Below are 23,232 nucleotides of genomic sequence, written 5' to 3' on the forward strand. Positions count from 1 at the left end.
ATGCTGAGTACCAGGGGCAGCAGGCGAAGTTCGACTTTGGGGGCGAGATGATCGCTGGGAACATCCAGTCGGGAACGGCGCTCCGGCTCATCCGAGAGTGGGCGTCCCTCCGCCGGCTCGAGCTTGAGGCGAACTGGCAGAACATGAGGGCGGGCCGGCCTCTGGACCGGATTGCGCCCCTGGAGTGAGGCATCGTCATGGGTGATCTTCCATCGGTGGTACGTGCTGAGTACGGCGGCGGATATCGCATTCACCTCACGTTCAACGACGGCTTGGAGAAGACGATTGACTTTTGGCAGTGGCTTGAGGGTCCGGTCTTCGAGCCACTGAAGGCCCCGGACTATTTCCGAAGGTTCTTCATCGACGGGGGAACTGTCGTGTGGCCGAACGGAGCCGACATCGCGCCCGAGACGCTCTATGAACACCACGAATCTGGCGAAGCGGCCTAATTCAAGTTGAACTTAACCGCTGGCGCGGTAGGCACAGCCAGCGCTCTTTACGCTCTCTCGGTCGCATCCGCGAGTCCTCCTCCCAGGTCCCGCACTCCCCGCTGTCCTTCCGTCCGATCCATCTGCGGTAGCACAATCGCCTCCGGGGAACACCCATCGTGGGTGTTCGATGGGCAGGACACACCGACACCGGAGGTGGATCATGACGGCGCTACGGGTACAGATGGACAACGACATGCCCCTGCGGGGGATGGCGGACCGAACGCGGGAGAGCTACCTGGCCGCGGTGGCGCGGATGGCCAAGTTCTATCGGCGCTCCCCGGACCAGCTCACCGATCGGGAGGTCCAAGCCTATCTCGTCCACATGCTCCGGGAGGAGCAGCTCTCGTGGAGCACGTGCAACATTGCGGTCCAGGGCTTTCGGTTCTTCTACCACAAGACCCTGGGCCGGCCGGCGGCCAGCTTCACGATTCCGGGGCCGAAGCAGCCCCAGACGCTCCCCGCGATCCTGAGCGCCGACGAGGTGCGGCGCCTGATCGAGAGCACGGTCAATCGCAAGCAGCGGGCTGTCCTGGTCACCACGTACGCCGCGGGCCTGCGGGTCAGCGAGGTCGTGCGGCTGAAGCTCCGCGACATCGACTCGCAGCGGATGAGCCTGCGCGTGGAGCAGGGCAAGGGGGCCAAGGATCGCTACACGCTCCTGTCGGCTCGCCTGCTGGAGGAGATCCGCGCCTACTGGCGGGCGTATCGGCCAGCCCTGTGGCTCTTCCCGGCCCGCGGAGGGCAGCAGCCCATGGATCCGTCGACGGCCCAGAAGATCTACTACGCGGCGAAGGGGCGGGCGGGGATCACCAAGCAGGGCGGCATCCACGCCCTGCGCCATGCCTTCGCCACGCACCTCCTGGAGGCGGGCACCGACCTGCACACGATCCAGCGCCTCCTCGGCCACGGCCACATCGGCAGCACGATGCGGTACTTCCACCTGGCCCGGCGAACCCTCCTGGGGACGACCTCGCCGCTGGAGTGGCTCGACCTGTCCACGGTACCGCCACGGGCCTAGCCCGTGGGCCCGGCGCGTGATCCGCGCCGGATCGAGCTCGCCGACATCGTCCGGGCCCATGGAGCGGCGGTTCAGCAGGCGCAGCGCCTGACGCGGGGGCAGCACCGCGCCCTGCGGGCCATCGCGACCTGCCGGACCGCCGCGCTCGGGGGCCATACGGAAGGCTGCGATGTCTGCGGGGCGGTCCGGATCGCCTATAACTCCTGTCGCAACCGGCACTGCCCGAAGTGCCAGACCCTGGCCAAGGAGCGGTGGCTCGCGGCGCGGCGGGCCGAGCTGTTGCCGGTCGAGTACTTCCACGTCGTCTTCACCCTGCCGCACGCCCTGAACGCCCTCGCGCAGGGGAACCCCCGGGTGATCTACGCTCTCCTCTTCCGGGCCGCAGCGGACACGCTCGCCGCCTTCGGGCAGGATCCCAAGTACCTGGGGGGGCGAGCTGGGGCTGATTGCCATCCTCCACACCTGGGGGCAGGCTCTGGTCCAGCACCTCCACCTGCACTGCGTGGTCACCGGCGGCGCGTTGGCCCGCGACGGGGCGCGGTGGCTCCCGGCGAAGCGGGGGTTCCTCTTCCCGGTGCGCGCCCTGGCCGCGGTGTTCCGGGGCAAATACTTGGACCTCTTGCGCCGGGCGTTCGACCGCCGGGAGCTCACGTTCGCCGGCCGCGCGGCGGGCCTGGCCGACCCCAAGGCCTTCGGCGAGTTCCTCGCCGCGCTGCGCGAGCACGCGTGGGTGGTGTACGCCAAACCGCCGTTCGCCGGCCCCGCGCAGGTCCTGGAGTATCTCGGCCGATACACCCACCGCGTGGCCATTTCCAACGACCGCCTCGTCAGCCTGGAGGAAGGGGTCGTGCGCTTCCGCTGGAAAGACTACGCCCACGGCAACACGGTGAAGACCATGGCGCTCCCCTCCGAGGCGTTCCTGCACCGCTTCCTCCTCCACGTCGTCCCGGACGGCTTCGTGCGCATCCGCCACTTCGGGCTGTTGGCCAACCGGGGCCGCGCAGCCAAGCTCGCCCGGTGCCGGGCCCTCCTCGCCCTGCCGCCCGCAGCCCCGCCCGCAGCCCCCGAGTCCGCAGCGGCCCTCATCCTGCGGGTGAGTGGGGTGGACCTCACCCGCTGTCCCGTGTGCGCGCAGGGCCGGCTCCACCCCGTCGCCCGCTTCCGGCCGGGGGAGCACCCCGTGCCACCCCTGGACTCCTCGTGAGATGGCTGCCCCGCGGGTGCCGCCGCCCGTTCCGTCTCGCGCTGGCTTGCCGACCGCACCCGCCGCAGGGCGCCGGCGGGCACCTCTCTGCCGGGACGGGCCCGGCGTGCGCTCTGGCCGCCCCGGGCCTTCCCGCGCCCGTGGGCCGGTCGCCCCTCCCCCGCCCCCGGTGGGCCTCCCCCATCGCCCACAACAGGCTTCCCTCCAGGGGGCATCCGGGATAGAATTCCCATAGCCCGTGGGCCCGCGGTTCAGTTCAACCGGTCTTATCCGGCGTGCCCTCGGCTCGCCGGCGTATGCCCCTGCCCGCTGGGGCACGCCGGATAAGACCCTATTCGTTAGGCGTCATTTGTGGTGGAGGAGAGCGATGACATGAGGACTGAAACAACGACTCGTCCCCTGCGCGAACTGGTTCGCGGATTCCACAGTGGAGCGATCCTGCTTCCCCAATTCCAGCGGGACTTCGTCTGGAAGTCGGCCAAGATCCGCAATTTGCTGGACTCCCTGCTCAAGGGATTTCCGATCGGCGGATTCTACTTGTGGAGGCCCGCGGGCGGTACTCGCGACGCGAAGCCCAAAGCGCACGGCAAGCAGCGCATCGCAGCCGAGTTCGTTGGCTACCTAATCGACGGCCAGCAGCGGCTGACGAGCTTGGAAGCGGCATTCGGTTTCTACAGCGGTGAAGACAAGGATGGCGCCGAACTGCGCTGCTACCTCGATCTGAAAGCACCCGAAGTGGAGGGGGCGCGAGACACTCGACTCTTTGCCTCCTACGCGGGCAACAAGTCTGTCGCCCGACGCGTGGAGGGCGGCGATTTAGCGCTCATTGAGGTTTCTCGCTTGTTCGGAGGACCGGACCACGACCTGCGCAAGCAGACGGACGAGACTCTCCGACTGATCCCAGGCTGGAACGCGAAGCGCGTGGCTACGACGCTCGCGCGGTTCGACCGGGCTTGCGAGATGCTCAACCAACAGGTGCCATGCACCACGGTCTACGACGTGGGGGACAAGGAGGCAGTCGAAGTATTCAGCAGGCTAAACAAGGGCGGCAGCGCGCTCAGCCAAGGAGACGTGCGGGCCGCTGAGCTTGCGCGTGGACATGCCGTCGATGTCCTGACGAGCATGCGAGAGTTTGTCACTGGGGAGCGTCCGCAGCGACTTGGGTTCGGCTTCTCATTCGCCTTCCGCGCACTCGTCGTCTTCCACCGAGAGTCCGCACAATTCAGCAAGCTCAAACCCGATTGGATGGACGCGCCCGCGCAGCATGGTCGGTCGTTACGGGAGTCGTGGCGCGCGACCGAACGCGCAATCGACAAGTCGCTCTGCTTTGTCGATGAACGGATGGGGTGGTCGCGTCGCGCCTTGCTGCCGTCCGCGAACGCGGTCATCGTGCTGGCCGCGGCTTTGGACAAGGCGGAGTTCAAGCTAAGCGCGGACGCCGAGCAGTTGTATCGGCGCTGGCTCAGCCTAACCGCACTCCGCGGCGTGTTCCGGGGGTCGGTCGAAACCACTATCAACCGGTTCCATCGTGCGATCCGGGAATCCAAGCGGGAGCCTGCCACAGCGCTCATGGATGCGCTGAAGCGAGATGAAAAGCGCCGAATCCGTGCGGACGAACTCAACTCATTCGCGCAACCGTGGGGGCCCGCGACGCAAGTAATGCACGCATGGCTTGTCGGCAAAGAGGCCAAAGACTGGTTGAGCAGCGATCCGATGGATGCGCTGGCTCGCGCCGGGAATCTTGGTCTTCCTGGGGGTGACCTAACGGTCCACCACATCTTTGCTCGCCGGGTGTTGGCCGATGTCGTTGACAATCCCAACCACGCGAACAGTCCTGCGAACTACGCGCTGCTGAGCCGGTCGAGCAACTCGGAGTTTGGCGACAAACAGCCGGAGGAGGTTCTCAGCATGCTGACGCCGGACCAACGCAAGCTCGCCGCCGTCCAGTTCTTCGGCGATCCGGCAGGCGATAAACTAAAGCCCGGTCGGTACGAGGAGTTTCGCCAGTGGCGCGCCGAGCGGCTAGCAGAGTCGATCAATGACTGGTTGGGGATGGACTGATAAACGGAGAGCGAAAACCAGCATATTGGAGATAGCCGCGCCTAACTTTAGGTGGAACGGACGGGCCATAAGCGCCGTGCCATTGCTTTCCGTCGTGCTGGCCCGCCGTTCACCAAGACGTTAGGCAGCACAGCAGACGGCACCACACCTCCGAGGTCTCGACACGTGCCAACACACGAACATCGCGTTGCGAAAGCTCTCCTCGCCAATCGGGACAGTGACCTTACTTTCTGGGACTGGCTAGTCCCTGGCCAGCCCCTCTCCCGCAAGGACGCCAACAAGTTTCTCCTTGCCTGCATCCTCGACTACCAAGTCCGGGCCGAGACCGCGTGGGCCAATGCAAGAAGGCTTGCGGAGCAGATACTCGCCGATCCAGACGATCTCTGGGGGACGATCACATCCGGGTCCCTTGAGGAATGGAACTCCAGACGGCAGGAGTATTCCCTACACCGATTCCCCAAAGGTCACGAACGCGTGTTCACTATTGGAAAGAGGATAGTGGGTCAGTATGGTAGTGACGTACGAACTATCTGGGACAATCAGTCCATCGATGCAACCCTGTACCGCCTTAACGACCTGGGCGTCGGCGAGCAGATCTCCAGGATGGTTGTCGGGGCCCTCAACGACGTGGGCATTCTTCGCGGGAAAGGCGATGTCAAGGCGGACGTCCACGTTCGCCGAGTCCTCGGCCGTCTCCTCACAGGCACTGAGATCACCGCGGACCGAGCGCAAGAAGCGGTCGACGCAACTCGAAGGATGCATCCTGAAAACCCGTGGTCTCTTGATCGGCCGCTTTACCGGCTTGGGAAGAGCGTGTGCGTCGCCAGCCAGCCTCGCTGTCCTGACTGTCTCATGAAGGAACTATGTGCGTACCCGCAGAAGTCCCGCTAGCTCGCGAATCGTAGGCGATCTGTGTACTACCTAACGACTCGCTGGAGCCAGCCTCGCCAGCCACGGTTAGCGTTTGCGCGATACCAGTCCTGGGCTGTCCAGGTGGCTCAGCTCGAGGCCGGTAGGCGGCACCACATAGGTCTCGGTTCATCTAAACTGCTCGGAACTCGAGGACGCTCATATGAAAATGGAGTTGCGCCGCAGAGCACTCGACAAGCTGTATAAACGCCGGGATCGGATCGAGATGCCCGACTTTCAGCGTGAAGAGGTCTGGACGCTCGATCAGAAGCGCCTCCTCATCGACACGATTCTTAGGGGCTGGCATCTTCCGAAGTTCTACTTTCGCAAGGTGGACGAGTCGAGCTACGAGTGCGTCGACGGGCAGCAGCGGTTGAGCGCCGTTTGGGAGTTCTACGACAACAAGTTGCTCCTCGCAAACGACACGACAAAGGCTTTTGGCGGCCCGACGTACGCCAAGCTCAAACCGCAGCACTCCGATGACTTCGACGATTTCGAACTCGATATCGAAGAGCTCGAGGACACGAGCGACGAGGACCTTAAGGAACTATTTGTTCGCCTCCAACTCGGCACTCCCCTGACTACAGCCGAAAAGCTCAATGCAGTAAGCGGCGAGGCACGTGATTTCGCGCATTGGGTCGCTGATCAGGAGTTCTTCGGACGCCGCATCGGTGTTCGGGACACGCGCTACGCCCATTTCGACATTGCATCTAAGTGGCTTTTTGTTGAAGCCCGGGGCGTCCTGCCTCAAATGCGCTTTGCGCAGCTCAACAACTTCCTACGCGAGAACACCTCATTCAGCCGTGTTGGTGACACGGCGAAGCGGATGAAGGCTGTCCTTCAGTATCTGACCGCAGTCAAGCCAGATCAGGCGCAGTTCCTTCGTAACCGAGCGAGCGTATTATCCGTATGCATGTTAGCATCGGCGGTGGTTCGCGCGGGCGTGCCGAAGACGACCGCGCCCAAGTTCGGGGCCTTCCTTAAGCAGTTCTTTAGCGACCTGACTCGTGAGGTCGAAAAGGGTTCAAAGGCCACCAACGCGGACCTCCTCCGATACCAGGAGGCTATCAGCTATGGCTCGACTGGTGCCGACTCCATTCGAGAGCGCCTCGAAGTTCTAACCCGGAATCTCGCGGCCTTCGACCCCTTGTTCGCTCCTGTAATTCGAGCACAAGCGAAAGCGGGTGCGCCCGTGGCCGGCCTTGCGAGCGAGGTGTCGGATCTGGTGTACGTCGTCAACGAGAAGGCGGCCGCGGTGGGGGGCGTCGACACCTTTAAGATGACAACCCGATCGTCCAAGGCCCTTAAGGCGCTCGGTAAGGCCTGCCAGGGTGAAGGCGATTTCGGCGCGTTTGTAGACAATCTGTATTTCCTCGTCTATGAAGGGTCTGGTGACTGCAAACGTCTACCGAGCCCACCGCCGAACTTCTCGATGGACGTCAAGTTTCTTCGCACCCACTTGCGCCATGACCTCGATCATGGCAACGAAGCCGATGCGGCCAAGAAACGCAAACGAGCGGGGGCGGTTTTCGAGAAGTACACTGGTAAGGACGCTCTCGGAGAGTGCGGACCCGACGAGTTACTGGCGGCTCAGATCCGTCTCCTCAAGGGTTTGAAGGAGATGCTTGAGAACCTATAGGGCACATGCCGCCTAACCCCGCCATGCAACGGACTGTCGAAAGCGGCGCTTCGCTTGCTTTCTCCAGCCGCTGATGGCGAACGTTAGAGCGAACGCCACCAGTCGAGGGGGACTAGTGTCGGAAGAGGCAGACCACTCGGCCGAAGAGGCGGAACTCCAGGCAGCCATCGAGGCGGTGCTTGCCTCATCCAGCCGCAAGAAGTTGGTCATTGCCGGACCCGGTACCGGGAAAACGACACTGTTCAAGTGGCTGCTCGAGTTGTCCCCGGGAGGTCGTGACGAGCGAATCGTCCTCACCTTCATCAACACCCTGAAAGACGACCTCAAGGACGACCTCGGTGAGATGGCTCAGGTCTACACCCTGCACTCGTACTGTCTGGGCTTGCTCTATCGGCATCCTGCGCTCAGGGGACCGCTGTCGGAGGACTTCACGTGTCGCCCGGGGCTTGCAGGCCTGATCGCAGATGACTACAAGATCATCCATGGTGAGGACGCGCCCCGCTTCGTGGGCAAGATGCGCGCACTGGCTGATGACGACGACATGCGGTTCTACCTGGAGCGAGGGGTGTACTACGACGCCGCCGACTTCGATGACACGGTCTACAGAGCGTATCAGGGGCTCAAGGTCGGCCACGCCCCTGTCGATTCGTTTCAGCTCGTTCTGATTGACGAGTACCAGGATTTCAACGCCATGGAGGCAGGGGTGATCGATTCCCTGGCGGAGACTAGCCCGATTGTGATTGCCGGCGATGACGACCAGGCGTTGTACAGCCAGCTACGCGATGCGAGCTGGGATCACATCCGACTTCTGAACGACGCGGGCGACTACGAGGTTCACAAGCTTCCATTCTGCATGCGCTGTCCCAAGGTGGTGGTCGATGCCGTCAATGACATCATCACACGGGCCAATGAACTCGACCGGCTTGCTGGCCGCATCGACAAACCGTACAAGCACTTCCCGCCGGTGAAGGGCTCTGACAGCGCGAAGTACCCACTCATCGACGAAGTCGAGACAACGGTGCAGCGGCAGACCGCAAACTACATGGGACAATACATCGCTCAGGAAATCGGTCAGATTCCAGATGACGAGATCCAGGAGTCGCTCAACGGAGGCTACCCAACGGCGCTCGTGATCGTCGCCCAGCCCTACCGGGATCAGATAGTCCGGCACTTGGAGGATGCGGGGTATGAGGTGGACACGAAGCGCGACTCAGAAGGTAGGCTGACTCGTGAAACGGGTCTCGCGATTCTGAAGTCGAATGCCGAGTCCAACCTTGGATGGCGAATCATCCTTGCAGCCGACAGGCCCGCGTTTCTGGGCGACGCCGTCCGCGCGACGGCGGATAACCTGACGTTGCTCGCGGACTCAATTCCCGTCGACTATCGCAAGCACGTCCTTGCAGAAGCTGAAGCGAACGAGTTGCCTCAGCAAACGGAGGGGGCGGCGCCGCAGGGCGAGGGGGAGCTTCGGCCCAGCATCAAGGTCACCTCGTTCGAAGGGGCTAAAGGCCTCTCGGCCCAGCACGTGTACATGGTCGGGCTGCATGACGGCGAGTTGCCCCACGATCCCCAGTCGATCAAGGATCTCGAGATCTGCAAGTTCATCGTCGGACTGACTCGCACGCGCAAGAAGTGCACGCTGATTCACACCCGCAACTTCGCGGGCGGCTGGAAGGTCGCGTCTTGCTTCCTCGACTGGATTGACCCCACGCGCCTTGCGCATCTCAGGGTTGATGCTGACTACTGGAAGCAGCGAGCTGCAGATGACGCCCCAGGGCGAGGGGGCGTCGCTCTAACCCGGGGATCGAGCCGAATCGCTTCACTCGCGGCTCATCCCCAGAGACGGTTAGACGGCCCACCCGCTGACAGTGAAGCCAGCACACGCGTTCCTAAGGAGCCGAACCCGTGAACCATAGCGAGATCGTCAGCTTCATCTGGGGCGTCGCGGACCTGATCCGCGACACGTTCAAGCGCGGCAAGTACCAGGACGTCATCCTGCCGCTGACGGTCCTGCGGCGGCTCGACTGCGTGCTCGCGCCCACCAAGGCGAAGGTGCTGGAGACGCAGGCGAGGTTCAGAGGCAAGCTCGGGGATCCAGGAGGCCAGCTCCGCAAGGCCTCCGGCTTCGCCTTCTACAACACGTCCCGCTACGACTTCGAGAAGCTCCTCGCCGACGCCCCGCACGTGGCCACGAACCTGCGCAACTACATCGCGGGGTTCAGCCCGAACATGCGCGAGGTGCTGGAGAAGTTCGACTTCGACAACACCATCAGCAAGCTGGACGAGGCCGGGCTGCTGTTCCAGGTGCTCGAGCGCTTCAAGAACATCGACCTGCATCCCGATGGGATCGATAACCCAACCATGGGGACGATCTTCGAGGAGCTGATCCGCAAGTTCAACGAGGCGCTGGACGAGAATCCTGGCGAGCACTTTACGCCGCGCGACGTGGTGCACCTGATGGTAGACCTCATGCTCGCCGGCGACGAAACTGGCATCCGCAAGAAGGGCGCCGGCCGCTCCGTCTACGATCCCTGCTGCGGCTCGGGCGGGATGCTCATGATCACGAAGGAGCACATCACGGTCGGAGTTCGCCGGAACGGCGAGGTCATCCGGCCACCGATCAATCCGGAGGCCGACATCCACCTCTTTGGCCAGGAAGTGAACCCCGAGACGTGGGCGGTGTCGAAGTCGGATCTCTTCATGAAGGACCCGACCGGCCGGGACGCCGACAACATCGCGTTCGGTAGCACCCTGTCGAACGACCGCCAGACCGGCCGAGCGTTCGACTACCTGATCGCGAACCCGCCGTACGGCAAGGACTGGAAGCGCGACGAGGAGGCCGTGCGCGCCGAGCACGAGCGCGGCGCCGCCGGTCGGTTCGCCCCCGGGCTCCCGCGGATCAGCGACGGTCAGATCCTCTTCCTGCTCCACATGCTGGCGCATCGGAAGGAGTCCAAGGACGGCGGTTCGCGCGTGGCGATCATCATGAACGGCTCACCGCTCTTCACGGGCGATGCCCGGAGCGGCGAGAGCGAGATCCGTCGCTGGATCCTCGAGAACGACTGGCTCGAAGCGCTGATCGCGCTTCCCGAGCAGCTATTTTACAACACCGGCATCGCCACCTACGTCTGGGTGCTCACGAACCGCAAGGCCCCGGAACGCAAGGGCAAGGTCCAGCTCATCGACGCCACGTCGTTCTGGGTACCGATGCGCAAGAGCCTCGGGGACAAGCGCCGCGAGATTCCGCTGGAGAAGGCCGGCGAGATCCTCCACCTGCTGCGCGACTTCAAGGAGGGCGAACACGTCAAGATCTTCCCCACCACCCATTTCGGCTTCCGGAAGATCACTGTCGAGCGCCCGCTCAAGCTCAACTTCCAGGCGAGCCGCGAGCGCATCGCCCGGCTCGAAGAGGAGAAGGCCTTTCAGGGCCTCGCGCAATCGAAGAAGAAGGGCGCCGCGGGCGCCAAGGAGCAGGCCGAAGGCCGGGCCCAGCAGGAGGCGATCCGCAGGCTCCTGCGGACTCTGCCCGGCACCCTCTTCAAGGACCGGGACGAGTTCGAGAGCGTGCTCGACGCCGCCGCCAAGAAGAGCGGCCTCAAGCTGCCGGCCCCGGCCAGGAAGGCGGTCCTCTCCGCCCTCTCCGACCGCGACGAGACCGCCGCCATCTGCCGCGACAAAGATGGCAATCCCGAGCCCGACCCCGAGCTGCGCGACACCGAGAGCGTCCCGCTTTCCGAGAGCGTCGAGGCCTTCTTCGAGCGCGAGGTGAAGCCCCACGTCCCCGACGCCTGGATCGATACTTCCAAGCGCGACGAGAAGGACAGTCAGGTGGGCGTCGTCGGTTACGAGATCAACTTCAACCGCTACTTCTACAAGTACACGCCGCCGCGCCCGCTCGAGGAGATTGAGGCCGACATCCGTGCCGCCGAGAAGGACATCGTGCGGATGCTGGCGGAGGTGACGGGTGGGACGTAACCCGCCCGTAACAAAACGTCGGGGATTGCGCACATATACCGACGTTATGTATGCTGTTCGTTGAGATGGCTTCCTCCCCAGACCACCAGATCCTCGCCCTTGTCAAGCGGCTGGGCGTTGTGCGTCCGGCGGACTTCGAGGCCCGCGGCATCCCGCGAGCGCGACTTTACCAGCTCGTCGCGGAGGGCCTCCTGGAGCGCCGGGCCCGCGGAGTCTACGTCGCCAGCGATCATCCCTACACGGCCGAGCATGCGCTGGCGCAGGTCGCGAAGCGCGTCCCGAACGGGGTGGTCTGCCTGCTGACGGCGCTGCGCTTCCACGAGCTCACGACCCAGATCCCCCCCGAGGTCTGGATCGCCCTCCCCGAGAAGGCCCGGCGCCCGCGGCTCGACGATCCGCGCCTGCGCGTCACCCGCTTCTCCGGGGCGGCGCTCACCGCGGGGATTGAGACGCACAGGATCGAGGGCGTCGACGTTCGTATCTACTCGGCCTCCAAGACGGTGGCGGACTGCTTCAAGTACCGCAACAAGATCGGCATCGACGTGGCGGTCGAAGCGCTCAAGGATTTCACCCACCGTCATCGCGGCGGCGCCGGGGATCTCGCCCGATTCGCCAGGATCTGCCGGGTGAGCCGGGTGATGCGGCCCTATCTGGACGCGGTCTCGTGAGCCCCAAGCAGACTCGCAACCTTCCCGCTTCCGTTCTGGCCCGCCTTCTGGAACGAGCCAGGCGAACGGGCGACGACTATCAGGTGCTTCTCACCGCCTTTGTCTGCGAGCGGTTTCTCTACCGGCTCGGGGTCTCGAGCGTCCGCAGCCGCTTCGTGCTCAAAGGGGCGATGCTCCTGCGCGTGTGGTCCGACCAGCCCTATCGAGCGACGCGGGACCTCGACCTGCTGCGGCAAGGGGATGGCTCTACGGAGGCGATCCGGGCGGATGTCGAGGCAGTGTGCGCGACCGAAGTCGAACCGGACGGACTCGCCTTTGAGCCCGCCTCGCTCCGACTCGAGGCAATTCGCCCCGAGGACGAGTACGCCGGGACGCGCGTCACGCTGCTCGCCCGGTGTGGCAGCGCCCGGGTGACGCTCCAGATCGATCTCGGCGTCGGGGACCCTGTCTGGCCTCCGCCACGGTCGCTTGCGTATCCATCGCTGCTGGATTTCCCGGCGCCCGAGGTGCTCGCCTATGCGCCGGAGTCCGTGATCGCCGAGAAACTGGAAGCGATCGTCGTCCTCGGAGACCGCAACAGCCGCATCAAGGACTTCTTCGACATCCGTCATCTGGCGAGCCGATTCGAGTTCGACGGAGCGACTCTCGCGGACTCCATCCGCAGGACATTCGAGAGGCGGCGGACGCCCATTCCGAAGGAGGAGCCGCTCGGGCTGACCGCAGCGTACTGGGAGGACCCCGTCCGCGCTCCACACATCCGCGCCTTCGCGCGGCGGGCGGGTCTCGAGGTCGGACCGGAGGCGGGTGGGGAGATCCTGAACGTGCTCAGGCCGTTCCTCCTTCCGATCTTGGACGACCTCCGGCGCGGCGATCCGACCACAGGGACATGGGCACCGGGAGGGCCGTGGCGATGACCTCGCATCATGCGCCGGAGAGCGACCCCCGGCGGTTCAAGCCGTATCCGGCGTACAAGGACTCGGGCATCGAATGGGTGTGGGAGATTCCGGCGCATCGGAATATGATCGGCCTCGACGTGGCCGCCGAAGCCCTGCGCGAGGTACTGCGCTCGCGCCTGGCCAGCGTGGATGAGATCCTGCGCACCGCGGGAGGTTTGCCGTGCCCGCACGGTGATCCGACCGTACCTGGAGGCGATGGCGCCATGACTACCGCAGGCGAGGAGGTAGGAACCATGGCTCATGAAGACACACTGGGGGTCCTGCGGGAAAACAGGGACCTCCTCAACGACTTCTCCGTGGCGGCGCTCTACGTCTTCGGCTCGGCAGTACGGGGCGAAGAGCATTCTGACAGCGATGTGGATATCCTGGTCGAGTTTGCCCCGGGGGCGCGCGTGGGCGTCTTTGCCTTTGCTCGTCTGCAGCGCCGCCTTTCGGAGCTACTTGGCCGGCGTGTGGATCTCGTGACGCGCGATGCGTTGCATCCAGCACTCCGCCAGACGATCCTCAGCGAGGCGGTTCGTGCAGCCTAGAAGCTGGCGATTTCGCATCCAGTACATCCTCGATGCGGTGGCGTCGGTTCGCAACTATACCTCTGGGATGAGCTTCGACCTTGTATCTCAGCCCGGCGAGGAGTGAAGCGATGAACCGCGCTGCACCTGCGATCTCCATCGCCGCCGCCCAGCGCCGCTTCAAGCCCTACCCGGCATACAAGGACTCCGGAGTCGAGTGGCTGGGGGAGATTCCGGCGCATTGGGAAGTAGGACGCCTGAAGTACCTGGCGTCGCTCAACGAGGAAGCACTTCCAGAGAACACCGACCCTGATTTCGATATGGTGTACGTCGACATCAGCAGTGTCGACAGTACTCGCGGCATCCTCGGCAAGGAGCCTCTAATCTTCGCGAAAGCGCCTTCGCGGGCAAGAAGGATGGTCCGCGCTGGCGATGTTATCGTCTCGACCGTTCGTACGTACCTGCGCGCCATCGCCCCAATCGTCGAGCCCGAGTCGAACCTCGTGGTATCGACTGGTTTCGCAGTGGTGAGACCACGACGCGGCTTGGAAACGACCTTCGCCGCCTACGCGCTTAGAGCGCCGTATTTCGTTGACCGGGTCGTGGCTCATTCGGTTGGTGTCAGCTACCCCGCCATCAACGAGAGCGAGATGGGGACGTTTCGGTTGGCGGTGCCACCCATCCCCGAGCAACGCGCCATCGCCGCCTTCCTCGACCGGGAGACGGCGAGGATCGATGCGCTGGTGGCGAAGAAGGAGCGGCTGATCGAGCTGCTCCAGGAGAAGCGCACCGCCCTCATCACCAGGGCCGTCACCAAGGGCCTCGACCCGAACGTCCCCATGAAGGACTCCGACGTCGAGTGGCTGGGGGAGATTCCGGCGCATTGGACAACAAGGAAGTTCGCCTGGCTGATTACATCCTCGAACGCCGGTGAGGTGATCGATCGCAGCTACTGGCACGATGGCGGTGAGCTGCTCTATTCCTGCCAACGCAATCCCATGCGCTCGACATTTGATCGCTTCCCGGTGAACCGCCGTACCGAACCGGGTGACCTGCTGGTGACGAGGAACGGGACGCCGTACGTTCACCTGCCCGAGCCAGGTTCGATCTACACGAACGTAGTGCAGCGAGTGAAGCTCGCTCCAGAACTCGCGACAGGGTACGCGTTGCTCATGCTTTCACAGGCAGCGCAGTCGCTGATCGGATTTGGCGACATCATCGAGAGTTTCAACATGTCCACGTGGCGTTCACTCGTATTGCCTGTACCCTCGCTAGCAACGCAATCGCAGATTCAGTCATACGTTAAGCAAGAAACACCGAGGATCGATGCCCTTGTGGCCAAGGTCCGCGCCGCCCTCGACCGCCTCAAGGAGCTCCGCACCGCCCTCATCTCCGCCGCCGTCACCGGCAAGATCGACGTCCGGGAGCACGCCGCATGAGCTTTGCCCCCCGCTTCACCATCTCGCACCCGATCACCGCGGCGCTGACGCGGATCGAACGGGCGCGCGGGTTCCTCGAGGCGGCCAAGCTCTCGGAGGAGTGGATTCGCCGGATGGGCGAGCGGGCGCTCGTCCTCGAGGCGCACCACACAACGCATATCGAGGGGACGCGGCTCACGCTCGAGCAGGCCGAGCGCCTGTGGGCCGGCGAGCGGGTTCCGGAGGCCGACCCGGACGACGTCCGGGAGCTTCTCAACTACCGCGGAGCCTTCGAATTCGTGTCGCAGTATCTCGGCAGCGGCGGGCCGATCAGCGAGGGGCTCATCCGCGAGATCCACAAGCGGCTCGTCGAGGGCGTGCGCGGAGGCGCGGCCGCCCCGGGCGAGTACCGCCGCGTGCAGAACTACGTCGTCAACTCGGCCACGAAGGAGGTCGTCTACACGCCGCCTCCGGCCCACGACGTGCCGATCCTCATGCAGGAGCTCGTGGCGTGGCTGAACGAGGAGCGGGAAGTGCATCCCGTGCTCGCAAGCGGCGTCGCCCAGTTCCAGCTCGCCCACATCCACCCGTTCCTGGACGGCAACGGCCGCGCCTCGCGCCTGCTCTCGACGCTCTGCCTCTACCGGGCGGGCTACGACTTCAAGCGGCTCTTCACGATCAGCGAGTACTACGACCGCGACCGGCCGGCCTTCTACCGGGCCATCCAGAGCGTGCGCGAGCGGGACATGGACCTGACCGGGTGGCTCGAGTACTTCACCGAGGGGCTCGCCACCCAGCTCAGCGAGGTGCAGGCGCGCGGCGAGCGGGCCATCCGAGGGGATGTGCTGGCGCGCGAGCACGGCCTCTCGGAGCGGCAGGCGCTCGCCCTCGGCCACGTGCTCGAACACGGCCGGCTCACGATCCAGGAGTACCAGGCCCTCTGCCCCAGGGCGAACCGGCGGACGCTCCAGCGGGACCTCAAAGCGATGGTGGGCAAGGGTTTGCTCGCGGAGCGGGGCACGGGACCGACGGACCCAACTCGACACTACCGGCTCGCGGAGGCGATCCTGGGACCGGGGAAGAAGCTGTGACAAGCTGTGACAGCGAGCTGTGACACGCTGCGACAGGGGGCTGTGACGCCTGCTCGCGGAATCCTGCCGGACTGGAGGCCACGACGATGACCGGGCGCGTGTCCGAGCGCAGCTTCGAGGAAGCCATCGAGTGCGGGCTGCTCCAGCACGGCCCCGACGCCTGCGCCGGCGACGCGAGCGCCGTGCGCGAAACGGCGGCGCCCTACGGCGACACCGTGCCGGGCGGCTACCGGAAGCGCTCGCCCGAAGACTACGACCGGGCGCTCTGCCTCATCCCGCGCGACGTGGTGGACTTCATCCTCGCCACGCAGCCCAAGGAGTGGGGAAAGCTCAAGCAGCACCACGGCGCGGCGGTGACGGAGCAGTTCCTGAAGCGCCTCGCGGGCGAGATCGAGCGGCGCGGCGCGCTCGACGTGCTCCGCCAGGGCATCAAGGACTCGGGCTGCAAGTTCCGGCTGGCCTATTTCCGGCCTGCGAGCGGGCTCAACGAGGAGACCCGGCGCCTCCACGCGGCGAACCTCTTCGCCGTGGTGCGCCAGATCCGCTACAGCGAGAAGAACGATAAGAACCTCGACCTCGCGCTTTTCCTGAACGGCATCCCGATCTTCACGGCCGAGTTGAAGAACCCGCTGACCGGACAGGATGTCGAGGATGCGATTCGGCAGTACAAGACCGACCGCGACCCGCGTGAGCCGTTCTTCGCTTACGGTCGCTGCCTCGCGCACTTCGCGGTGGACCCGGACCTGGTCTATGTCACGACCCATCTCGCGGGGCCGAACACGCGTTTTCTGCCCTTCAACCAGGGGAAGTTCGGTGGAGCCGGGAACCCGCCGGTGCCTCCCACCCGGAGCGGCTACGCTACCGCCTACCTGTGGGAGGAGGCCTGGGCCCGCGACAGCGTGCTCGACCTCATCCGCCAGTTCATCCACGAGGTGGAGGAGGAGGACGAGAAGGGGCGCAAGACCGGCAAGCGCTTCCTGATCTTCCCGCGCTACCAGCAGCTCGATGCCGTCCGCCGGCTGGTGACGCACGCACGCGCGCACGGGACGGGCCAGCGATACCTGATCCAGCACTCGGCGGGGAGCGGGAAGAGCTTCACGATCGCCTGGCTCGCCCACCAGCTCGCCACTCTCCACGACGCGGGCGACCGGCGGGTGTTCGACTCGATAGTGGTGATCACCGACCGGCGCGTGCTCGACCGGCAGCTCCAGACCACCATGCGCCAGTTCGAGCAGACGCTCGGCGTGGTCGAGAACATCGACACCACCTCGCGCCAGCTCAAGGAGGCCCTCGAGTCGGGGAAGACGATCATCGTCACCACGCTGCAGAAGTTTCCGGTGATCGCCAAGGAGATCGGCGAACTCCCGGGACATCGCTTCGCCGTGATCGTGGACGAGGCGCACTCCTCGCAGTCCGGCGAGAGCACGAAGAGCCTCAAGTCGGTACTGGCCGCGGGGAGCTTGGAGGAGGCCGAGCGGGAGGAGGCGGGGGCGGAGACCCCCGAGGAGGAGCTGGAGAGCACGATCCTGGCCGAGATGGAGAAGCGCGGGCGGCTGCCCAACCTCTCGATGTTCGCCTTCACCGCCACGCCCAAGCCCAAGACGCTGGAGCTCTTCGGGACGCCGCGCGCGGACGGGAAGTTCGAGGCCTTCCACCTCTACCGCATGCGCCAGGCGATCGAGGAGGGGTTCATCCTCGACGTCCTCGCCAACTACACCACCTACAAGGCGTACTGGCGGCTGCTCAAGACGATCGAGGACGACCCGCGCTACGACAAGAGCAAGGCCGAGTACCTGCTCAAATTGTTCGTCGAGCTCCACCCGCACGCAATCCAGGAGAAGCTGCGGATCATGGTGGAGCATTTCGCCGCGCAGGCGCAGAACGAGATCGGAGGCAAGGCCAAGGCGATGATCGTGACCCGGTCGCGCCGCCATGCCGTGCGCTACAAGCTGGCGGTGGACCGCTATCTGAAGGAGAAGGGCTATCCGTTCAAGGCGCTCGTCGCCTTCTCGGGGAGCGTCCAGGATGGAGGCGAGTCCTACACCGAGGCGGGGATGAACTCTGCTGGGAAGAAGGAGAGAATCGGCGAACGCCAGACGGCCAAGGAATTCGAGAAGCCGGAGTACCGGTTCCTCATCGTGGCCAACAAGTTCCAGACCGGGTTCGACCAGCCGCTGCTGCACACGATGTACGTGGACAAGAAGCTCGGCGGCGTGAACGCGGTGCAAACCCTGTCGCGCCTCAACCGCATTCATGACGATCCCAAGAAGCGCGGCACGATAGTGCTCGACTTCGCCAACGAGGCCGACGAGATCCGGGTGGCCTTCGAGCCATACTACGAGACGACGCTACTTTCCGAGGCGACCGATCCGAACCTGCTCTACGAGATCCAGAGCCGGCTCCTGGCCTTTCCCGTCTACACCGAGGCCGACGTGAACGGCTTCGCGAGGGTCTACTTCGACCGCAAGGCCACCCAGGACCAGCTCTACGCGGCCCTCGCCCCGGTGGTGGACCACTTCCGCGAGCTGTCCGAAGGGGAGCAGCACGACTTTCGCGGGCAGCTCACCGACTACGTGCGCCTCTATGCGTTCCTGGCGCAAGTGCTGACCTTTACCGACGCGGACCTCGAGAAGCTCTACGTCTTCGCGCGCCACCTGCGGCGGCTGCTTCCCGCGGACCGGGCCGAGCTGCCCCGCGAGGTGCAGCAGAACATCGACATGGAGTCCTACCGCATCCAGCAGACTGGGAGCGGCAAGATCGCGCTCGAACGCAAGACCGGCCTGCTCGACCCTGTGGGCACGAAGGGCCCTCACGGGACGGCCCCGGAGCAGATTGAGCTCCTCTCCCGGATCATCGCCGAGCTGAACGAGCGCTTCGGGCTCAACCTCGGGCCCGAGCACCGCGTCACCCTCGGCCAGATGATGGACAGGCTCGACGCCGACGCGGCCCTCGACGCCAGCGCCCGGGTCAACACGCGCGAGAACGTGCGCCTCACCTTCGACCAGAAGGTTGAGCACGTGATCCAGGAGATCGTCGACTCGAACTTCGACCTCTACAAGCGCATCACCGACGACCGGGCGTTCGGCGAGGCGATCAAGAACTTCCTATTTGACCAGTACCTGCGCGCGCATCGCCAGGCCGAGGAGCTGATCAAGCGGGGCGAGTCGAAGACGCTGGAGTTCAAGGCCACGCTGCGCTGGAACCTCCGCGAGGATCGGCAGGACGACGAGACCATCACGCGCGCCGTCCTCAAGACCATCGCCGCGTTCCTCAACACCGAGGGCGGCGACCTCCTGATCGGCGTCGCGGACGGCGGATCCATCGTCGGCATCGAGATAGATCGCCTCGAGACCGACGACCAGTTCATGCGTCATCTTGCCCAGGTGGTCCGCAACGGCCTCGGCGACCGGGCGAGCACCTGCATCGACCAGAAGACCCAGATTGTTCAGGGGAAGACCGTTTGTCTCGCGAGCTGCCAGCGCAGTCCCGAGCCGGTGTTTCTCAAGTGGAAGGGGATGGAAACGAGCCCGGACGGTGACTTCTACGTCCGCAGCGGTCCGGGGAGCGTGCGGCTGACTCCGGAGAGCGCTGCGGAGTTCATCCGGACTAGGTTTCCCGCTGTTCCGAAGCCGCCTGGTGCATGATGAGGAGAGGCTGCCGGTGGCATCATCGATCGCTGACGAGCTGAAACGTATTTTCAACTTCGCGCAAGGCGTTGGGCGGCAGAATAGGTGATCAGTGTTTGCACTACGATTCGATAAGTCAGCCATTCCCGCGCTGGCGTCTCGGTTCCCTGCCGAGGGCGACGAGGTAGTCGAGCGCGAGGTGCAACCCCGAGTCTGGCGGAGGAGCTTCTATTCCCGCTCAGACTTCCTCGCTGTCTGCCGCTGGAAAAGTCCTCGCATCGTTCATCAGTGCACGACGAACACCGATGAGTTCATTGAGTCAGTTACGCGAACCGCTCTTTCCACCGAGGACGAGCGGTTACGCATCGAGGTATTGACGCTCCTCAACGGCGTTGCCTGGCCGACGGCGTCGGTACTCCTGCACTTCGGCACAAGAGATGTCTATCCCATCCTCGATTTTCGTGCTCTGTGGTCGCTCGGCATTTCGAAGCCGCCCACCTATGATCACAGGCTTTGGTCGGCATACACTTTGTACTGTCGCGCACTCGCGCGAGAAGTTGGGGCGTCAATGCGTGTGCTTGATCGAGCGCTATGGCAGTACTCGCGAGACAATCAGCGCGGCCCAACCACCCGTTTAACCCCGACGCGCTCAAGAGCGGCGCGCGCGGGTTAACGGCACGTTAGGCCGCATCCTTGGGTATTCCCGTGGATGCGCGCTACTGAACAGGGGAGGTCTTGCGAATGTCCGCTTCGAGGGTCTTGGGATACGCAACGAGAGCGGTGGGACAGCCGCTCGAGCCATTCACCTACGAGCCACCCAAACTGGGGGAGCATGATGTCCGCGTCTCGGTCACCCACTGCGGTGTGTGCCATACCGACATCCACGCCATCGACGATTACTACGGGATAACCACCTTTCCCTTTGTCCCCGGTCACGAGATCGTCGGGTACGTGTCGGCTGTGGGCCGCGCGGCATCCGGCCTGAAGGAAGGGGACCGGGTCGGCATCGGGTGGCAGGGCCGTTCTTGCATGCAATGTGAGTGGTGCTTGCAGGGCGAAGAACACCTCTGCCGAGACATTGTCCCATCGGGAACGTGGGTCCCCTATGGCGGTTTCTCGTCCTCTGTCCTTGTGGATAGCCGCTTCGCCTACCCGCTGCCTGACGCCATGCCCTCCGCGGTGGCCGCGGTGCTCATGTGCGCCGGGATCACGGTTTACTCCCCGCTCCGATCGTACGCCGCCCAACCCGCGCAGAGAATCGGCATCATCGGCGTGGGGGGGCTGGGCCATCTCGCATTACAGCTTGCCCGCGCCCTTGGCTACGAAGTCACCGCCATTTCCTCCTCTCCAGAGAAGAAGGAGCAGGCGCTTGCCTTCGGCGCAGACCACTTCATCGTTTCGGACGACCAGACCGGCTTGCGCCAGGCTCTGTTCGGCTTCGACCTGCTGCTATGCACCGCCCACGGCAAGATCAACTGGGAGGCGCTGCTGAACACCTTGAAGAAAAACGGGAGGCTGGTCCTTCTCGGCTTCCCAGACGTGGCGCTCAATTCGACCGACCTCGTGGCGCACCAGCTGTCGATCACCGGGTCCTTTATCGGCAATCGGGCCACGATGCGGGAGATGCTCTCCTTCGCGCAGGTGCATGGCATCACACCCGCGGTCGAACTGATGCCCATGTCGCAGGTAAACGAGGCAATTCGGAGGGTAAGCGAGAACAAGGCACGCTACCGAATCGTCCTGGTCAACGACACGGCCAGCACAGGAGCCTAGACAGGCTGAATCGTGTGCCGCTTGCGATCAGTATGGCAGCCCCTGATGCTGCCTAACACTTATGAGGCCTCCACGCGTCAAGAGGTAGGGAAGTCCTTCCGGCGGGGCCGAAGACGCCGCTGAGATGTGTCGTCCGTGCCGCGAGATCAGCCCTGCCGTACTGGTTTCACGGTTCCGGTGCCAGGCGGTGCCTGCACCAAACACTCATCGAGGTTCACAGCTTCCTCTCTGTGAAAGCCGGAGGGAGCTGGCGGAGGTTCTCCCCGCGACCAAGAAATCCATCGGCACCCTCATGCCGGCCCAGTCAAGCGTCGGGCTGAGCGCGGAGCGCTCTCCAGTTAGTCGCCGGGCTCGGGCCACGGCGATATCCGCGCGGTACGGAGCGACGAGCTGGAGGACCTCCTCCGGGCTGGCTCTGAGGTTCTGGTGGACCTGGACGTCTCCCGCCTGGTCGAGGACACAGATGTACAGGGATCGGGCGTGGAGATCGACTCCGCAGTAGTACAGGTGCTGTTGGGTGTAGAATCTCATCGATGAGTAACAACGGCATGCAGCAGGCGGCGCCCCGCGCCGCCGCTGATGCTGAGCGTTGGATTGCAGCATGGCCCCTCCTGGGGGTACGCTGAGTCGTGGGAGGAAGCCCAATGAAACTACGCGTGGTTCTAGAGCCGAGTGACGAGGGCGGATTCACGGCGATCGTACCCGCCCTTCCTGGGTGCATTAGTGAGGGGGGCACGCGCGCAGAGGCGCTTGCCAACATCGAAGAAGCCATTCGGCTGTATCTCGAACCCGCCGCCGATGCAGCCCTTTCACCGGGCGCCGAGGTCGTTGAGATCGCAGTATGACGAAGGTCCCGAGCCTGAACTACGATCAGGTGGTTCAGGCACTTCGTCGGGACGGCTGGGGCGTCGTACGCCAGCGCGGCACCCGCATTGGGCTCCAGAAGCACACGGCCGACGAGATGCTCAAGCTCGTGGTGCCAGCCCACCGCCCAATCAAGAGGTCCACGCTTTCGCACATTCTGAAACACGCACGGCTCACGGTCGAGCAGTTCGAACGATTGCTGTGAGGCAATCTAGCCCACAGAACGAATTCGTCTGTCTGGTTGGGTCAACAATCCGTCAACATGGGAGGATGGAATGAAGGCCGAGAGGCGCTTGTCGAACTTCGGTCACCCGGTTGTCGAGAAGAAAGCGGCTGAGCTGACGCTCGGAAAGCACACCCCCATGGAGAAGATCGAGGCCATCTTCTACTTCGTTCGCGACGGGATCAGGTTTGGATTCCCGCCCAAGTGGGATGAGGTCAAAGCCTCCGAAGTCATCGGCTACGGCCTGGGTTATTGCAACACAAAGGCCACCCTCTTCCTGGCGCTCAGTCAAGCTTGCGGCGTGCCGGCGCGTGTGCACTTCGGCCTCATCGACATCAGGATCATGCGGGGGATACTCCCGTCATTTGTTTTTCCGTTCATGCCGAAGGCCGGCGGACACTCGTGGATCGAAGTACAACTGGAGGGTCAATGGAAACCCATCGACTCCTACATCAATGACCAGGCGTTCTACGAACGAGCGCTCAATCGGCTGAAGGCGGGTGGAGCCGCGATCGGCTGCTCGGTTTCCTTTGTCGACGGGAAGTCCAGTTGCGAGTTCAACTTCGGCGAGAAGGGCTTTGTCCATATGGGCGCGGTCGTGGAAGATCACGGCGTCTGGGAGGATCCGGCGGAGTACTTTGCATCGGATAAGTACCTCCGGTTCAATGCGGCTCAATCGATGGCTTATCCCCTCCTTGCCAAATTGGCGAATCGCAACATTGAGCGGATTCGCGCGAGCGCGGCGTTGGCGGCAGATTCCGACCCCACAGCTTCTTGACGCTATAACGCTATGGCGCTACGCTTGGG

18 protein-coding genes and 1 pseudogene are annotated in these 23,232 nt (G+C 64.1%); all 19 read left to right on the top strand.

Going from position 1 to position 23,232, the window contains the following annotated elements; translation table 11 throughout:
• On the top strand, positions 1 to 188 hold a 188-nt coding region (locus RDU83_07220), incomplete at its 5' end, for a DUF4160 domain-containing protein (protein ID MDQ7840804.1).
• A gap of 9 nt (positions 189 to 197) precedes the next feature.
• Complete coding sequence (locus tag RDU83_07225) at positions 198 to 449, top strand: DUF2442 domain-containing protein (protein MDQ7840805.1); 252 nt, start codon at positions 198 to 200, stop codon at positions 447 to 449.
• Between the two features lie 202 nt (positions 450 to 651).
• The gene (locus tag RDU83_07230) at positions 652 to 1,509 is read left to right on the top strand and encodes a site-specific integrase (protein ID MDQ7840806.1); all 858 of its coding nucleotides are present in this window, start codon (positions 652 to 654) and stop codon (positions 1,507 to 1,509) included.
• 3 nt (positions 1,510 to 1,512) lie between these two features.
• Positions 1,513 to 2,713 (top strand): annotated as a pseudogene (locus tag RDU83_07235) (IS91 family transposase).
• 372 nt (positions 2,714 to 3,085) lie between these two features.
• Positions 3,086 to 4,774: a DUF262 domain-containing protein gene (locus RDU83_07240; protein ID MDQ7840807.1), complete on the top strand. Its 1,689-nt coding sequence runs from the start codon at positions 3,086 to 3,088 to the stop codon at positions 4,772 to 4,774.
• Positions 4,775 to 4,939: 165 nt separating this feature from the next.
• On the top strand, positions 4,940 to 5,665 hold the full coding sequence (locus tag RDU83_07245) for a hypothetical protein (GenBank protein MDQ7840808.1): 726 nt from the start codon (positions 4,940 to 4,942) through the stop codon (positions 5,663 to 5,665).
• Positions 5,666 to 5,846: 181 nt separating this feature from the next.
• Positions 5,847 to 7,322: a DUF262 domain-containing protein gene (locus RDU83_07250; GenBank protein ID MDQ7840809.1), complete on the top strand. Its 1,476-nt coding sequence runs from the start codon at positions 5,847 to 5,849 to the stop codon at positions 7,320 to 7,322.
• A gap of 115 nt (positions 7,323 to 7,437) precedes the next feature.
• Positions 7,438 to 9,231, top strand: coding sequence for an AAA family ATPase (locus RDU83_07255; protein ID MDQ7840810.1), 1,794 nt, complete (start codon positions 7,438 to 7,440; stop codon positions 9,229 to 9,231).
• Positions 9,228 to 11,297, top strand: a complete 2,070-nt coding sequence (locus RDU83_07260) for a class I SAM-dependent DNA methyltransferase (GenBank protein ID MDQ7840811.1) — start codon at positions 9,228 to 9,230, stop codon at positions 11,295 to 11,297. The genes RDU83_07255 and RDU83_07260 overlap by 4 nt, the downstream gene beginning before the upstream one ends.
• A 65-nt stretch (positions 11,298 to 11,362) precedes the next feature.
• Entirely contained in the window at positions 11,363 to 11,965 is a 603-nt protein-coding gene (locus tag RDU83_07265) for a type IV toxin-antitoxin system AbiEi family antitoxin domain-containing protein (protein MDQ7840812.1), read from the top strand.
• Entirely contained in the window at positions 11,962 to 12,879 is a 918-nt protein-coding gene (locus tag RDU83_07270; GenBank protein ID MDQ7840813.1) for a nucleotidyl transferase AbiEii/AbiGii toxin family protein, read from the top strand. The genes RDU83_07265 and RDU83_07270 overlap by 4 nt, the downstream gene beginning before the upstream one ends.
• Positions 12,876 to 13,451, top strand: coding sequence for a nucleotidyltransferase family protein (locus RDU83_07275; GenBank protein ID MDQ7840814.1), 576 nt, complete (start codon positions 12,876 to 12,878; stop codon positions 13,449 to 13,451). Before RDU83_07270 ends, RDU83_07275 begins: the two co-directional genes overlap by 4 nt.
• A gap of 110 nt (positions 13,452 to 13,561) precedes the next feature.
• Positions 13,562 to 14,869: a restriction endonuclease subunit S gene (locus tag RDU83_07280; protein ID MDQ7840815.1), complete on the top strand. Its 1,308-nt coding sequence runs from the start codon at positions 13,562 to 13,564 to the stop codon at positions 14,867 to 14,869.
• Positions 14,866 to 15,939, top strand: a complete 1,074-nt coding sequence (locus RDU83_07285) for a Fic family protein (protein ID MDQ7840816.1) — start codon at positions 14,866 to 14,868, stop codon at positions 15,937 to 15,939. The genes RDU83_07280 and RDU83_07285 overlap by 4 nt, the downstream gene beginning before the upstream one ends.
• An 86-nt stretch (positions 15,940 to 16,025) precedes the next feature.
• Positions 16,026 to 19,583 (top strand): type I restriction endonuclease, encoded by a 3,558-nt coding sequence (locus RDU83_07290; GenBank protein MDQ7840817.1) that lies wholly within the window; start codon positions 16,026 to 16,028, stop codon positions 19,581 to 19,583.
• Between the two features lie 762 nt (positions 19,584 to 20,345).
• Positions 20,346 to 21,338 carry an NAD(P)-dependent alcohol dehydrogenase gene (locus RDU83_07295; GenBank protein ID MDQ7840818.1) on the top strand — a complete coding sequence of 331 codons (993 nt, stop codon included), beginning with the start codon at positions 20,346 to 20,348 and terminating at the stop codon, positions 21,336 to 21,338.
• Between the two features lie 644 nt (positions 21,339 to 21,982).
• Positions 21,983 to 22,183 carry a type II toxin-antitoxin system HicB family antitoxin gene (locus RDU83_07300; protein ID MDQ7840819.1) on the top strand — a complete coding sequence of 67 codons (201 nt, stop codon included), beginning with the start codon at positions 21,983 to 21,985 and terminating at the stop codon, positions 22,181 to 22,183.
• On the top strand, positions 22,180 to 22,407 hold the full coding sequence (locus RDU83_07305) for a type II toxin-antitoxin system HicA family toxin (GenBank protein ID MDQ7840820.1): 228 nt from the start codon (positions 22,180 to 22,182) through the stop codon (positions 22,405 to 22,407). The genes RDU83_07300 and RDU83_07305 overlap by 4 nt, the downstream gene beginning before the upstream one ends.
• 70 nt (positions 22,408 to 22,477) lie before the next feature.
• Entirely contained in the window at positions 22,478 to 23,203 is a 726-nt protein-coding gene (locus RDU83_07310) for a transglutaminase-like domain-containing protein (GenBank protein MDQ7840821.1), read from the top strand.
• The last annotated feature ends 29 nt before the right edge of the window (positions 23,204 to 23,232 follow it).

Source organism: bacterium, assembly GCA_031082185.1.
Classification (GTDB): Bacteria; Sysuimicrobiota; Sysuimicrobiia; order Sysuimicrobiales; family Humicultoraceae; genus VGFA01.

Coding starts and splice junctions, on each gene's coding strand:
- RDU83_07280 (MDQ7840815.1), top strand. CDS start 13,562: ATGAACCGCGCTGCACCTGCGATCTCCATCGCCGCCGCCCAGCGCCGC.
- RDU83_07230 (MDQ7840806.1), top strand. CDS start 652: ATGACGGCGCTACGGGTACAGATGGACAACGACATGCCCCTGCGGGGG.
- RDU83_07285 (MDQ7840816.1), top strand. CDS start 14,866: ATGAGCTTTGCCCCCCGCTTCACCATCTCGCACCCGATCACCGCGGCG.
- RDU83_07290 (MDQ7840817.1), top strand. CDS start 16,026: ATGACCGGGCGCGTGTCCGAGCGCAGCTTCGAGGAAGCCATCGAGTGC.
- RDU83_07305 (MDQ7840820.1), top strand. CDS start 22,180: ATGACGAAGGTCCCGAGCCTGAACTACGATCAGGTGGTTCAGGCACTT.
- RDU83_07240 (MDQ7840807.1), top strand. CDS start 3,086: ATGAGGACTGAAACAACGACTCGTCCCCTGCGCGAACTGGTTCGCGGA.
- RDU83_07275 (MDQ7840814.1), top strand. CDS start 12,876: ATGACCTCGCATCATGCGCCGGAGAGCGACCCCCGGCGGTTCAAGCCG.
- RDU83_07300 (MDQ7840819.1), top strand. CDS start 21,983: ATGAAACTACGCGTGGTTCTAGAGCCGAGTGACGAGGGCGGATTCACG.
- RDU83_07310 (MDQ7840821.1), top strand. CDS start 22,478: ATGAAGGCCGAGAGGCGCTTGTCGAACTTCGGTCACCCGGTTGTCGAG.
- RDU83_07250 (MDQ7840809.1), top strand. CDS start 5,847: ATGAAAATGGAGTTGCGCCGCAGAGCACTCGACAAGCTGTATAAACGC.
- RDU83_07265 (MDQ7840812.1), top strand. CDS start 11,363: ATGGCTTCCTCCCCAGACCACCAGATCCTCGCCCTTGTCAAGCGGCTG.
- RDU83_07225 (MDQ7840805.1), top strand. CDS start 198: ATGGGTGATCTTCCATCGGTGGTACGTGCTGAGTACGGCGGCGGATAT.